Below are 14,340 nucleotides of genomic sequence, written 5' to 3' on the forward strand. Positions count from 1 at the left end.
CGAAGAGCCAATACAGCCTACATCGGCTACACTAACCAATACTCTGAACCAGATTGCCAAGCTTGACGTGTCATTCTTAAACAACGGTTTGAACGAAGCGGCCGCAGGAATGTTGCAACCTCGAACGTTATTGATCGACACTGATACCGGTGAGCAATATCGGATTCAGACTACTAGTGGAGCCAACGTGGGCGACCATCGCAGCTGTAAGGCCACCTTTCTTGGTGTTCTTCATGATTGGAATGACCACTATATAGAAGGCGTGTTGACGGGAACACAATCATTAGATGCATGTCTTAAGCTAATCACGTCCAATACTGGTGTGACTTATACCATTCACGATAATTTCGATAATTACGCATTTAGTGAGAATTTTGGTGGTGGAAAAGGCTTTGACTTGTTCTTAAACACGTTAATGAGTGATTTTGGTTTTGAATGGTCATACAGCAATTCGCATGTAAATATTTACAAGAAGGTTGGCAAAGACAAAGCTTTTGTGTGGTTGGATAACCTAGACTTGTTCTCGATGAGTGATCAAGGTGACTTCACTGGTATTGCCACTCACATTAAGGGAACAGGTAAGATGGATGACAATCAGCACCCATAGGCTACTGCGGAGTATACAAGTCCAAACGCAGCACAGTGGGGCATTATTGACGCTGATCCCGTGAGTGATGAACGTTTTACCGATAACACCTCATTGCTGAATTATTTGAAGACTAAAATTCAGGACACGCCACAGGTTCAACGAACAGCGACGCTAAATCAATTCGAGCAGAACACACCGCGCGGAAAGACCAATGATGGTCATATTGGTAATTATGGGTATATCCGAGACCGTAACGGTGTGGATGTATTAACGCGCGTCAGTGAAACATCAAGCGACTTAGTTAATCCTGAATCTAAAAGTGTGACATTTGGTAATTTGGACCAAAGTTTTACGCAAATCATGGCTGGTTTAAAGACCGCGCATGAGGATTCAGGAAAGACGATTGAATCATTGAAGAACGAGGCAGCCAAGTGGAAACCGGATATTGCCATCTTGCCGAAAGTTGGTGAAGTAAATGACTGACATTAGGCCTGTGGCGCTTCCGGGCACGCAGCAGCAGTTTTACCCGCAAACGCACGTTAATGCGGTTATTGGATTAACCGGCCAGTTCCTGTATGCCCAGGTTAAAACGTTACTTAAATGGAAGGACATCGCCAATAAACCGGACCTTGTTACGCAGAATGATCTAAAGACCGCAATTGGTGGTATTCAGGTGCCAACGCTCACTTGGGCGGGTATTACGGACAAACCAGATGTGGCGACTAAAGCGGATGTATCAAGTGCTGTTGCCGCTGCTAAAGTTACAACATTGCCCTGGGGTAGTATTACGGATAAGCCGGATATTGCCACTAGGGCAGATATAGCTACCGCGGTAGGTGCGATTAAGGTCCCTGATGTTAGTGGCTTAGCCAAACAGACTGATCTCGCATTAACTCAAAAATACGGGTTACCCGTCAACTACTGGATCAACAAAACACAAACGCTTGGTAAGTCATTAGATTCTAGCGGATTGCCTACCGTCGTTAATGCCAAGGCAATCACTTCTGATTTGATTTCCTACGATTCAACGGCGCAACTAGTTTGCGTCGGCTGGGGTGCTGAAATCAACGACCAACTAACTGTGGCTTATTTTGATGCCAACAAGAAGTTTTTAAGTTCAACGATTTGGACCATCACTGCTAAGGGAACGGGTGACAGACCACGGACCATCATCGAGTTCTATAAATATGCGGTAGCGTCGACGGCGTTTATTCGGATTAGTTGCGGTTATAGCGATTCACCGCTTTGCATGGTAGTTAGTTCTGCATTTGAGCAGCATGATTTCGTGCCAGCTCTAACAGATTTAGCCGGCAATCAGTACCCACTTGTGACGGATTTGTCCTCCAAAATAACACCGTTTAATGCCAATTGGAGTGTTGGCAGCCCGGTAGTGGAAGAGGTTCGATTGTCAGCAAATAGTGGATATTTAAAGGTCAATGCAACTATCTTAAGCGCAAGCGAACAGGCAGCCAATATTCAATGGGACGCTGTTAATATCACTGGCATTGTTGGGACGCCTAAACTGCCTGTGGACAAAAGAGTTGGCATTGGCGTTAGCCAGGTAAACGCAGGTGTTGGCAACGTGGTTATGTCTGGTTTGGTCAATGGCGGTGTGACGCTTGGCGCCACGTACATGTTTAGTGTTAGCAGTAATTTCCCACGTGCGTTTGATGCGCGGATACCGCTTAAATATTAGGAAGGGGGCCTAGTTACGACATTACTAGAACAGACGCAGCAGTATGTATACCTGGCCATGACGTTCGATGAAATTAAATGGCCTGGGCCTACAATTAGTCATTTAATCGCTTCAAACGATGGGATCAACTGGGACGAGTTAAAACAGTATGATTTCGGCTGGCGCGACCCCTCATTGGCGCAATTCGATGGATGTTGGTACGTCATTTATACCGGTGGTATTGTTCGAACAAAGGACTGGGAACAGTTCGATCAATTGTCTTATCCGATTGACAAACCAGGTTGTATGACCTGGGCGCCAGAGTGGGTCAATGACAATAGCGGTTGGCACATCATTTATGCCCAAACGCCACCTAACGGAACTGAGCAGGACTTCGATTTGTATGTTGTCGATTTTGACCCGGACACAGGCAGCATTGACATGACAACTAGCGAAAAAGTGGTTGCTAACTACGTCAAGGGCAGCCCGATTGACCCGAATGTCACCGTTGTCAATGATCATTATTACTTATGGGTGCGTGAACGTGATCTAGTTATTCGACTATATCGAAGTGATACGCTTTCTGGGCCTTACACGCCCGTCGACACAAATTTCCCCGATGTTCAAAGCGGGTTAAATGACGAAGGGCCAGAGATGATCCTGATCGATGGTCAATGGGTACTGTACAGCGACCCATGGGCTGGTTGGATCCCGAAGCGGCGGCTGTATTATTCAACCGCAATTAACAACGATCTGACTAACTGGTCAGCGCTAAAACCGATTGAGGGATTGAATTACATGCCTCGTCATTTCGGACTGATCAAGCAATGGGCCGTTAAAGAGATGTCGATAACTTCTGTTCGTGACCTTAAATGGACGATGAACAACAACCTGAATCTATTTACGCAACGACTGCAAGAGTTGTTAAATCAGTTCAATTACGAATACGATGACACGTTAGTGGTTAGTCCAATTAGTGAGTTAACTAGTAATAGTCTTGACCGTAAGCTTTATCTAGAGTTACAGAACATGTTCGCGCCAATTAATGCAGATTTATTGCTACTGACAGACGTGTTGCGACAACACAAGGTTAAGGATGACGATGGCAATGTTTACGTGGCGCCGCAGTTGATGACGCCAACTGGGCTAACCATTGATGACAATTACATTAAACTACTGAATGATAATTGGCGTGGCGCATTTAATTCACTGTCACTTTATCAAGAAGCATTTAAAAAGAACTTACTCTAAGCAGCAAGTTCTTTTTGTTTACTACTAATTAGAAAGGTGTGAAGAAATGGACCAAAATTTTAACGACGATTATGTAAATAATCCCCCAGAATGGGATCAAGTGCCCGTTGATGATTCTGTCAATGGGTATAGTAGCGTGGATATCACTAATCCAAAGATTGTGAGCTATCAGATTCCCATGCACCCTCGTATGGGTGATCGCTTGTGGCCGTTGCCAATTCGTGTGACGAGCAACCAGAAGACGTTGCATTTCACGCAAAACACGTCACTAACACTGTACGGTGAAGATGCTGAAAGCAAGATCAAGGTGCAGCATTTAAGCTTCGATGGCGTGTCTGACAGTGATAAAGATAACTGGGGAATTGGCCGGGCAATCTTTCTGCTTCCTGAGGAATGGTTTTTATCGTCTGGCTCATATAAGCAGTTGATGTTGCAGGTGTCGGAAGGCCCGCAAATCCTAGGAACAGTTAACTTTAGTTTATCCGTCATGCCTAATGGATTTACAACACTATCAGTGACCAATCACGATTTCGATAGTGATTTCCAAACCAAATTAGATGCTCTGTACAAATCACTGTACGACCAATTTCAGGCGGAATATCAGAAATTTGAAGGCATTTTGAGCAATGCTCAAACCACTGCCAGCAGTGATTTAGAGGCGTTCACGGCTTACATGGCCAACATTAAAAAGCAGTTGGACGATGCGACGGGATCGATGCCAGCGCAAGTTGCCTTATTACAGTCCGCACTTGATGGTATTCAGAAGCAAATCAATGAAATCGTGGGCGTGTTTGCGCCACAAGTTCAAAACGTTAAGTTTACCGGTTCGCTGCCGAGCGTGGTGGCTTTTGCCTACAATTATGGTGCTGGCCAGCCGCAGATTGATCCAGTGACTTATAAACCAGTGGAACAGATTGAAGTGCAATGTCAGGTTCACGGCGATGATTCAACTGTGATGGACTTGTACATTAAAAATCTACGGGTAGTAGCGGGGAATACCTACATCAGCGATGATGGGAAGCTGCTTACCGTGGTGGATCAGAAAAATAATCAGTACATTTCTTTTCAAGCAAATGGCGATACTAAATTTATGGAGGTAGGTTAGAGATGGATTTAATTACTAGAGGAACGTCTAATTGGGATAAGATTTTGAATGACTATTTATCTCGTGAAAAGCAAGTGTTTACGTGGACCGGACATCACCCCAATGGCTATATCGTGACCGCTAAACGGATTGGGAACACAGTTATGTACTCATTCTCAGTCGATAACAACCGGAAGCAAGTCAAGGGATGGGTACAGTTTACGGATGCGGGGTTTATCCCAGCGGGATTCAGACCAACAACCAATAATTATTTGACGGCAGAAAGTGCGCCAGGAATCATTGATGGCAAGCCAGCTGACTGGGCCTCTGGATTCTTGGTTGTTAACCCAGATGGCAGTTTGGCAACTCGGGCGTTCGTTATTCCGTCCGCAGTGACCGACAATCCAGATTCATCTTGGGTAAATGCCAAAGGCACCGCAATCACTAGTGACGACTACCCAGCAAGTAATTAATAAGGAGAAAAGACATGATTGAATACTACAAATATGACCCGAAAACATTTGCATACGCTGGTGCCGGTGTGGGCGATAAGGTGCCAGAAAACGCCACAGCAACGCCAATTACTGGACTGGTGGGCAACATCGTTTACAACCCGGCGTCGAACGGGTGGACTGGGGACCGTTTACCAGCAACACCAGATCAGACAGCAAATCAACCCACGACTGATCAGTTGTTGATGATGAACTTGACGCAGCAAGTGGCAGCCTTGAATACAAAAGTGGCCGCCTTAACGGCAAGTAACGCGACGAAAGGGGCGAATGCATAATGTTTCCTACATTTGACGATTTAAAGATGTTTAAGTCATGGGGTGCCAGTGTTTCATACTTCCAGTTCTATTTGGACAATGGAATTATCACACAGGACCAATTTAAGGAACTTACTGCTTAGTGGTCTTTTATTTTACGCAGAAAGAGGATGCATTTGTGAATGTAACACAGTGGAGTATTGAGGATTGGGCTGCTCTAATTGCGGTCTTGACTGGTGTGGGCGGGTTTGTTATTTGGCTGGTTACCATTATTCAACGAATGATGCGGCAATTAGTCCGTGAGATGATTACCGAATTAACAACACAGTTTAATAATTTGTCGCTTAGTTCGGTTAACGAACACAGAGATTTGCACGATAAGAACGATGAACAAGACCGACGACTTAACAGTCATTCAACGCGCATTGACGATCATGAGCAGCGCCTCTCAAAAGTTGAGGGTGCTGTTTTTTATAAGGAGGAAAAATGAAGCAATTTAAGCTGAATTTCAACGTGCATTCTGGTAGTGCGTGGACTGCCTTACTGACAGCAATTGTGACCGGTGGTATTGGTGTTGCGACGGCATTGGGCTGGGTCGTAAGCAAGACTGAGGCAACAACACTATACGGCGGGATCACAACGATTGTTTCTATCTTTACCGCAGCAGGTGTATTAACGGCAACGGATAAACATACACCAGAAGATACTACTGATGATGGTTACGAGCCAAAACATTAGAAGGGAGGAAGCATGAAGAAAAATAGAATTATTACAACTGGGGCGGCTATGCTGGCCGCTTTTTCTTTGGCCTCAGCACCGGTTAGCGCTTTAGCAGCCATTGGTGACCTTGGCACTGACACGAGTGTGTACAATGGCTTTAATGCAGTTAAGGGTACCGATTCAGACGCGTTTAGTGTCGCCCAGATCGGTGGTTATACGGGGGCAGGACTGTACGACCAAGCTACTTATAATAGTCAGGTATCGACTGGTATTGCTGATGGTATGCGCATGCACACCTACATCTGGTGGCAAAACATCACGACGCAGTGGCAAGCTGATTACACGTTGAACTACTTTCTGCCTAAGGTACAAACGCCCAAGGGGTCCATTGTGGCCCTCGATGTAGAAGCGGGTGGGCAAAATACGGCTGTACTAGACTACGCATTGAACCGGATTAAAGAAGCTGGTTATACGCCAATGTTATACGGGTACAAGAACTTCCTGGTTAACAACACCGGGTTACAGTATCTGTCTTCCAAGTATGGTTTGTGGTTAGCTGAGTACCCGAACTACGCGGTAACGCCGTTCCCTAACTACAACTTTTTCCCAACGTATGACAATGTGCAGATGTTCCAATTCACTTCAACTCGGGTAGCGGGTGGATTAGATGGCAACGTTGATCTAACAGGAGTTACCGACAACGGATATACGAAGTACGACAACCCGAAGACGGATACGCCGGCAGCCAATCAAGGCGAGGCCATCAAGCACGCTGACGAAGATTACATGCAAAGCGGGTCATTCACCGCTAACCAAACAGTTAACGTGCGGACCGGTGACCAAACGAGCGCTGACATCGCCGGCCAATTGCATGATGGTGATACCATTTACTACGACCACGTTTTCATTGCCGGTGGCTATGTGTGGGCCCATTATATGAGTTACAGCGGTCACGATCATTATGTAGCTATGGGTGTTGATAGTGGTGACGAGTTTGGCTCACGTTCAACCTCAACACAAACGGTTTCGCAACGATTGTGCGTGGTTGAATCTGGTGACAGCTGGTGGAGCATTGCCAACCAGTATGGCGACAATATGTATGGTTTGGCGGCCTTAAACGGACAGTCGATTAATGACGTGATTTATCCCGGACAAGTTTTATATTATTAGAAGCAAGTTTATAAATTCCTAAAAGGTAGACTTTATAAATTAGAAATCAATGGCCTTCGAGAATAGATATTTGAAAACTTAGATATTCAGGTGTTTTAATGAGGTTCTAAAATGAAGGGTTAAAAATGGGGGAATTAATTATGAATCAAGATGTTGTTAGCCCAATCACGGATAAAGCACTAGAGGATCGTCAATCTGCGGAAGAAGCAAAAGCTGCTGGTAATTTTGTCCATTCAAAGCCAACACCTGAAAACAGTATCTTATTGTTGATTGATCACCAAACGGGGCTCTTATCAAGTACTCGGCACCAATCATTAAGTGAATTGAAAAATAATATTGTTGGACTCGGAAGAATTGCCAAAGCGATGAACATCCCAACAATGTTGGCTACTTCAAATGCACAGTGGCAAAATAGCGATTTAATTCCTGAACTAAAGGCGGTTTTTCCTGACAACCCCATTTATCGACGTACTGGAATTATCAATGCCTATGAAGATCCGAGTTTTAGAAGTGCTTTTGAAAAAATTGTCGATGAAACAAAGCGCACCCATATTATTATCGCAGCAGTTACAATTGGCACATGTTGCACATTTCCGACATTATCAATGTTAAATGATGGATATAAGGTGTTCCCAGTTATTGATGCATGTGGTGCGTGGAATAGCTTTGAATTCGACGCAGCTTCTAGTCGGATGGCTAATGCTGGTGCAGAGTTAGAGACGGTGTTTTCACTAGCCGCCGAACTGCAGGCAGATTGGAAATTACCGACCGCAGAGGCTGCCTTGGCACCTTTTGTTGATAATCTGCCTGAATATGGATATGTTATAGATAGTTTTAATGCAAATGTCGCTAATCCCTTTAAAGAGGGCTAAATGTATTCTAGTATCAGAGGTTGCAATGGCAATGGTGGCGTGTAAAAAGTCAAGAGGTTGTTAACCCATCGAATGACAAAGATAAAAAAAATACAGAGACAATGAATGGGTGTTGAATTTGTGAACTGAGTATGAAAAAGGCTCTAATCTCCTAATTTTATAGGAGGCTAGAGCCTTTTTTACTTACACTTAATTCACGTCGTTTAAAATACATGAGATATAATGTTTATATAAAATAAATTATTATACACTTAATTAAAGTGTATATTGTTTGATAAAAGAAGCCCTATAAGAGAACATTGTGGTGCAAATAGAATTTATTCTAATCACGTTGCATTAGTATCTTGGAGGTTTAATATTATGTCAAAAAAATTAACTACTGCTGAGGGACAAGCATGGGCCAATAATGAACATTCGTTAACTGCGGGTGAACGAGGTCCTGTTTTGATTGAAGACTATCAATTATTGGAGAAACTCGCCCATTTTAATCGAGAACGAATTCCTGAGCGTGTTGTTCATGCCAAAGGAGCTGGTGCCAAGGGTTATTTCACGTTGACTCGTGATATGAGCGACTATACAAAGGCCGCAATATTTACCGAAACAAATACAAAAACGCCAATGCTTATTCGATTCTCCCAAGTCGCTGGTGAGGCCGGATATCCAGATACAGTCCGCGATGTGCGTGGCTTTGCCATGAGATTTTATACGAATGAGGGTAATTATGACATTGTCGGAAATAACACTCCTGTTTTCTTCATTAATGATCCGTTAAAGTTTCCTGATTTTATTCATTCACAAAAACGCGATCCTAAAACACATCTCCGTAGTAATGACATGCAGTGGGACTTTTGGTCTCTTTCTCCAGAGTCTGTTCATCAGGTGACCTATTTAATGGGCGATCGTGGTAATCCGGCTAGCTACCGGACAATGAACGGCTACGGAAGTCATACTTTTAAGTGGGTCAATGCTGCCGGCAACACATACTGGGTTAAATATCATTTTATTAGTCAACAAGGTGTTCAAAATATGACCGATGAAACAGCCGCTAAAATTGCCAGTGAGGACACGGATTACCTTCTTCATGATTTGTATGATGCCATTGATAACAAACATTTTCCTTCATGGGATGTTTGTGTTCAAATATTGCCTTATGACGAAGGACTTCACTATAAATATGATATTTTTGATGTCACAAAGGTAGTCTCTCATAAGGATTATCCATTAATTAAAATCGGGACATTTACCCTGAATGAAAATCCTGAAAATTACTTCGAAGATATCGAAGAAGCGGCGTTTTCACCAGCCAATTTAATTCCCGGAATTGAGCCATCGAATGATAAACTGTTACAAGGACGGCTTTTTGCTTACAAAGATGCTGCACGCTATCGTCTAGGAGCCAACTATGAGCAGCTTAAGTCCAACCGTCCGTTAGATACAGTTAAAGTCGATAACTATGAGCGGGATGGTTTTATGGCGCAACAGCAAGATGCAAGTGTCAATTATGAGCCAAATAGCAAAAATGGCCCAGTTCAAGATACTGATGCGGCGCCGAGTCATGAACCTGTATCTGGTGAAACCGGAGCTTACCGAGCATATGATCAAGACTTTTACTCTGCAGCGGGTAGGTTATATCGACTCATGACACCTGCAGAACAAGAAAGGTTAATTAGTGCTATTCAAACTCGGTTAGGGACGGTTGATAACACTGAAACTAAGATTCTCGAAACGAAACAATTTTATAAGGCCGATCCAGAATATGGTACGCGGGTTGCAAAAGCACTTGGGCTTAGTATCACTGATGTCCAATAGGTAAAAAAGGAGACTGTATAATTACAGTCTCCTTTTTATTGGTTCTATAAATAAGTAAACAACTACCAACGAATCACCTCGTAATGTAAGGTGTCAAACTCCCGTAAACATGATGATCTACCTATTAAGGAGTTGGAACCCTTTATTTGTGATTAGCGATTATGTTTTTTGATTACGAATAAGGTTGTAATACCAGCTAAGATAATAATGTCAATGGTGCTGGTTGATAAACTGAGTTACCAACGAGTTATTTTATGATGGAATGTGTCTGATTTTTGAGACCGAGAGAAAATGGCATTTAACGGATGACACCCACCAAATGTTGTTTCATTTAAAGACACTCTTAATTGGGGTAGAAATTTTTCGATATCAGTAATTATCATGATAAAAGCCACGTCCTTTAATAAATGCGCATTGAAGTAGACATTAAAGACAAATGAATTTAACGATTATAAACATACGTGTAATTACCGTGCTCATCCTGTTTAAAAGTGAATTCATGATCTAATGAATCGTTGGCACGCCAACGGGTTACTTCATAGTGTAAGGTATTAGACTCCTGTAAACGATTTAACACACCTCCAACAAGTGCATGATCGTCTGAATATGAGCCACGTAAGACGCTCTTTAACTCCGGTAAAAATTCTTCAACATTAGTAATTTCCATTCTAAACACCTCTCTTATTAAAACTTAAGTTCATTTAATCACAAATTAGTAAAAACAGCAACTATACAATAACGCTTTTTTGACAAGGGGTTAACTTGATAGATATTCATAAAATAATTTAAATGATTGCTATTTTGTTCTTTTAATCACATTTAAAACCCTTTTAAGGTGTAATGGGCATTGAAAATGAGCTAAATGTGGATATAGTCTGAAAATGATAAAACAGGCTTTCACTTCCTATTAATTTAGAAAGTGAAAGCCTGTTGTGATTTGATGATTTTGTTTTTCAATTGCAAAAAGGGTTGTCACCCAAACTGAGATAACGATATCGATATTTGGTTTTACTTTAGACCGAATTCAGAACGGTAATCAGCATAACTAGTAGGCATGAATTCGGTCTCCACAATATTTGTTTTATCTAAATCTGCAATGGTCATATCCGGGAAAGATGCTTTTCGAGATTCAAGAGATTGCAGTTTAAAAACGTTGGTAGCAAGTGTTTGGGCCAAAGCGTTAACTTTGGCGGTGTAGTCTGCGTGAGCAATATTATCCAACAGTAAATCGCGATCAAGCTTTTGCTTCTGCTGGAACACACGTTTGTCAACGGTATCTAAGAGAGTATTTAGAGAATCTTGATTGTTAATGTAAGATGACAGCTCCTTTGCACGGGAATTTCTTGGATATGGCATGGTAAGGTACTGTTGATTAAGTCTGGAGTAGGGATCAATAGCTCCAAGGAGTTCAGAATTTAAATCTCGTTGTGCACTTTCCGAGTTTTGTTGTTCCGTTGGGAGTTGTTCAAAACGAACAAGTTTGTTAATAAAAGTCTGAATGGTGTAGTCGCGAGCTGCACCAAACATGCCTCGATTTGAAAATAGCAGTTTTGAGGCAGAAAAGGATGGTGGCTTTAAGAGCCATCCATGTGCAACATCATCAGGAGTGGCAGCTGCTAAAATCGTATTGGCCATTTGATGGCAGACACCACCAAGACCGTAAACAAGTCCGGACCATGACCAGAATTTACTCTGCTCCGATTCGTTGAAGCGTGGACGACCGTTCATCGTTGATAAATAAAAAGCAATTTTTTCATCACAAGTCACATTAGTGGAGCGGGTGTTACCTTTTTCTAAAATTTTTCCTAACTGACGATCGTCATGGCCTCCGTAACAGTTAAAATTCACTGGTCTGTTAATAAGCTTATTGTCGGTCATCTGTAAATATGTGTGTTGCAGAAACCTAGCACCGCGGATATCATAGTATCCTGCTCTAAGCTGTGACATGTATAACCTCCTGTTTGCGAAAGGGACAAAGTTCCGTTCTTAATGATGCATGGACAGAATAGCAAGTGATTTTTCAATTCACAAAAAAGATGCTTTAACGATCAACCGGCATACATTAAAGAATGTCCCCAATTTTAAAATGCATTGAGGAAAAAGACATAATTTGGGGGATAATTCGGGGATAGTTCCGGGCGAGTGCTTATGCGGCGCTGTTCACAGAGGATGGCAATTATTGAGTACGAATAGCCTGATAAAAAACGGTCACCATCTATGGGTTGTTAACCCTTGATGGTGACCGTTTTTACGTTGGATGAAGTAAATTAATTCGGGATGGTTTTGGGGGACATTTTACCCTAGTGAACCTAGCCTCCATAATCAACGCTCTACGTTAATCGTTATTATTATCGATTGGGTCCTTAACCAGTTGATCGATGACCATCGTAATGATTTCTTTATCAACTGAAGAATCGAACTTACGGGCAAAGAGGTGACCCATTTCTTTAGCAGCCTTTAATTTCGAAAGATCTTGGCTACGCCAGGTATAAGGCGATCCGTCCCACCAATTGATGTAGCGTAAATTGCCTTGGAGTTCATCTGGTTTATCATGGACTTTTTCAGCATGGTAGATTTTAAAGTTAGCTGACGCATGGTTGATAACTGCTGGGATAAATAATTCGTCGACTAAGAATCCGTGACTAAACGTTGACGTAATCCATTGTTCAGATTGGACCACAGCGGTAGCAAGGTCATGCGAAATTGAAAACCAGTTTGATCCAAATTCAATTTCATGTTTAATTTTACTTGGGTGACGGTTGGCCGCTAGCTTCAAGAATTTTCCTTCGATTTTGTTAAACATCCGATAAAAGACCCGGCGATCGCGATAATGCTTAGATAAATGGTGCTTCATCATGCGAACTTCTAAATCGGATTGAGCCACTTGAGCACTGTATGTTAGAAAATTTTCACCAATATGCTGATCAAAGAATGTGTGGATATAATCTTGATTTGCTAGTGGTAAATCCAGTCCTGATAATAAATGATAAAACGAGTAATGACCTTGTTTTGTGGCAGCTTTTATTAAGTCGATTTCAGCCTAAACTTGCGAAAAATCACCCCAATAAATATTAATCCGCGGGACTAATTTAAGCTGTGAGTGTTGAACAACTAGATGTAGTGAATCCACTTTTGCCTTGTTATCAATCAAAATATAAATATCATTACGAGGGTCATCCAGTAAGGTGACCAATGATTGTAGTTGTTCAAAATTACGATTTGCAATGATAAGGTATGCGTGCTTTTCCATAATAAATCCTCAATTTTCCACAGTGCAGTCCAATAAATAAAGTGCTTTTGAAGCGCAATGTTTATTCAATTTTATTAATGCGTAAAACGGGTTAATAAGAGCCTTTTTAATTCAAGCAACTTTTGTTTATTGACCAGTGTGTCGATGGATAATAATGGTCATTAAATGATTTGTGTGCCGTTGAGCGTTGGAAAGCCATAAGAATGAACCAACTCTTCCCAGTTTTCGGGAAGCCGTTCATTTTCTTCAATAAAGTATTGGCTTAACAAGGCAACGGAAAACTCATCGGCCTGTTCTTCCAGTGAAGAACGTCCGTGTAATGCCGTTGTATAGTAACCAATGAGACCCTCTTGCAGCACAATGTGACCGAGTTCATGGGCCATAACGAAGTATTGCTTGGGTGTGTGGTTAATTGCGTCATTGAGCAAAATAACCGGTGCGTCCTGATCGTAAACAACCTTGCCCAGTGGATAATGACCAATGTTGATCCAGTCAACCTGAATATTCAGCAATTCAGCGATCCGAAACGGGTCAGCTGTCTTATATTTTTTTGTCATGTATTTCGTGATTTCTTTAATGTCCAAGTAATCAGCCCCTAGTTGTGTTTATGGCGCTTCCAGAAGATTGTTTCCATCGCCACGCGTAATTGTGCTTGTTCATCCTCCGTTAAATCATCACCTTCATAGGTCATTGATCCTTCATTAGAGGAGAGGAATTCTGCGAGATCTTGCCGATCCTGCTCATCAGCCCACGCGGGTGTTTGATGATTGTTCAGCAGGTAGTCGACGGTCACGTTAAAGTACTGCGCAATTTTCACGAGGGTGCTGGTGTCTGGTTCATTACGGTTATTCTCAATGTGAGAATAGGTCGCCCGGCTAATGGCTAAATCCGCGGCAACTTGGTTTTGGGTCTTCTGCTGTTCATTGCGAAGGGCTTTGATTCGATCACCAAGCATAGTGTAACTCCTAACGTCTGATAGTTTATGAACTCAGTATAGATACAAAATGTACCAGTTTCAAGTGTAGATACTTTTTGTATCTGATTTTAGTTGACGATACAAAAAGTATCAGTTATGCTAATCATTGTTAATTAACAGCAAGCTCATTCAAAAATAGAATGACGGAGAAAATTTTTTAAATATTTTTGATACAAAA

At 42.2% G+C, this 14,340-nt stretch carries 16 protein-coding genes and 1 pseudogene; 11 read left to right on the top strand and 6 right to left on the bottom strand.

Annotated features, from left to right (window positions below):
- Positions 1-109 precede the first annotated feature (109 nt).
- From ACRYI5_RS01110 to ACRYI5_RS01160, 11 genes and pseudogenes are all read left to right on the top strand, one after another.
- Positions 110-1,072 (top strand): annotated as a pseudogene (locus ACRYI5_RS01110) (phage tail protein).
- Complete coding sequence (locus tag ACRYI5_RS01115; protein ID WP_448223964.1) at positions 1,065-2,285, top strand: hypothetical protein; 1,221 nt, start codon at positions 1,065-1,067, stop codon at positions 2,283-2,285. The pseudogene ACRYI5_RS01110 and the gene ACRYI5_RS01115 overlap by 8 nt, the downstream one beginning before the upstream one ends.
- A gap of 57 nt (positions 2,286-2,342) precedes the next feature.
- On the top strand, positions 2,343-3,515 hold the full coding sequence (locus ACRYI5_RS01120) for a hypothetical protein (protein WP_448223965.1): 1,173 nt from the start codon (positions 2,343-2,345) through the stop codon (positions 3,513-3,515).
- Positions 3,516-3,561: 46 nt separating this feature from the next.
- Complete coding sequence (locus tag ACRYI5_RS01125; RefSeq protein ID WP_448223966.1) at positions 3,562-4,620, top strand: hypothetical protein; 1,059 nt, start codon at positions 3,562-3,564, stop codon at positions 4,618-4,620.
- A gap of 2 nt (positions 4,621-4,622) precedes the next feature.
- Positions 4,623-5,072 (top strand): hypothetical protein, encoded by a 450-nt coding sequence (locus tag ACRYI5_RS01130; protein WP_448223967.1) that lies wholly within the window; start codon positions 4,623-4,625, stop codon positions 5,070-5,072.
- A 14-nt stretch (positions 5,073-5,086) separates the two neighbouring features.
- A complete protein-coding gene (locus ACRYI5_RS01135; RefSeq protein WP_407880655.1) occupies positions 5,087-5,386 on the top strand; it encodes a hypothetical protein in 300 nt (99 codons plus the stop codon).
- Positions 5,387-5,543: 157 nt separating this feature from the next.
- Entirely contained in the window at positions 5,544-5,855 is a 312-nt protein-coding gene (locus ACRYI5_RS01140) for a hypothetical protein (RefSeq protein WP_448223968.1), read from the top strand.
- Positions 5,852-6,103 carry a hypothetical protein gene (locus tag ACRYI5_RS01145; RefSeq protein WP_448223969.1) on the top strand — a complete coding sequence of 84 codons (252 nt, stop codon included), beginning with the start codon at positions 5,852-5,854 and terminating at the stop codon, positions 6,101-6,103. The genes ACRYI5_RS01140 and ACRYI5_RS01145 overlap by 4 nt, the downstream gene beginning before the upstream one ends.
- Positions 6,104-6,115: 12 nt before the next feature.
- Complete coding sequence (locus tag ACRYI5_RS01150; protein WP_448223970.1) at positions 6,116-7,255, top strand: GH25 family lysozyme; 1,140 nt, start codon at positions 6,116-6,118, stop codon at positions 7,253-7,255.
- Between the two features lie 140 nt (positions 7,256-7,395).
- Entirely contained in the window at positions 7,396-8,127 is a 732-nt protein-coding gene (locus ACRYI5_RS01155; protein ID WP_448223971.1) for an isochorismatase family protein, read from the top strand.
- Positions 8,128-8,487: 360 nt separating this feature from the next.
- A complete protein-coding gene (locus tag ACRYI5_RS01160) occupies positions 8,488-9,936 on the top strand; it encodes a catalase (protein ID WP_448223972.1) in 1,449 nt (482 codons plus the stop codon).
- Between the two features lie 442 nt (positions 9,937-10,378).
- On the opposite strand, the gene ACRYI5_RS01165 is transcribed toward ACRYI5_RS01160, so the two are convergent.
- From ACRYI5_RS01165 to ACRYI5_RS01190, 6 genes are all read right to left on the bottom strand, one after another.
- On the bottom strand, positions 10,379-10,603 hold the full coding sequence (locus ACRYI5_RS01165; protein WP_448223973.1) for a hypothetical protein: 225 nt from the start codon (positions 10,601-10,603) through the stop codon (positions 10,379-10,381).
- Positions 10,604-10,944: 341 nt separating this feature from the next.
- Complete coding sequence (locus tag ACRYI5_RS01170; RefSeq protein WP_448223974.1) at positions 10,945-11,883, bottom strand: hypothetical protein; 939 nt, start codon at positions 11,881-11,883, stop codon at positions 10,945-10,947.
- 388 nt (positions 11,884-12,271) lie between these two features.
- Positions 12,272-12,970, bottom strand: coding sequence for a beta-1,6-N-acetylglucosaminyltransferase (locus ACRYI5_RS01175; RefSeq protein ID WP_448224291.1), 699 nt, complete (start codon positions 12,968-12,970; stop codon positions 12,272-12,274).
- A gap of 6 nt (positions 12,971-12,976) precedes the next feature.
- Positions 12,977-13,186 carry a hypothetical protein gene (locus tag ACRYI5_RS01180; RefSeq protein WP_448223975.1) on the bottom strand — a complete coding sequence of 70 codons (210 nt, stop codon included), beginning with the start codon at positions 13,184-13,186 and terminating at the stop codon, positions 12,977-12,979.
- Between the two features lie 161 nt (positions 13,187-13,347).
- Positions 13,348-13,770: an ImmA/IrrE family metallo-endopeptidase gene (locus ACRYI5_RS01185; RefSeq protein ID WP_448223976.1), complete on the bottom strand. Its 423-nt coding sequence runs from the start codon at positions 13,768-13,770 to the stop codon at positions 13,348-13,350.
- Positions 13,771-13,781: 11 nt separating this feature from the next.
- Positions 13,782-14,141, bottom strand: coding sequence for a helix-turn-helix domain-containing protein (locus tag ACRYI5_RS01190; RefSeq protein ID WP_407878182.1), 360 nt, complete (start codon positions 14,139-14,141; stop codon positions 13,782-13,784).
- Positions 14,142-14,340: the final 199 nt, after the last annotated feature.

This window comes from Furfurilactobacillus sp. WILCCON 0119, assembly GCF_053471565.1.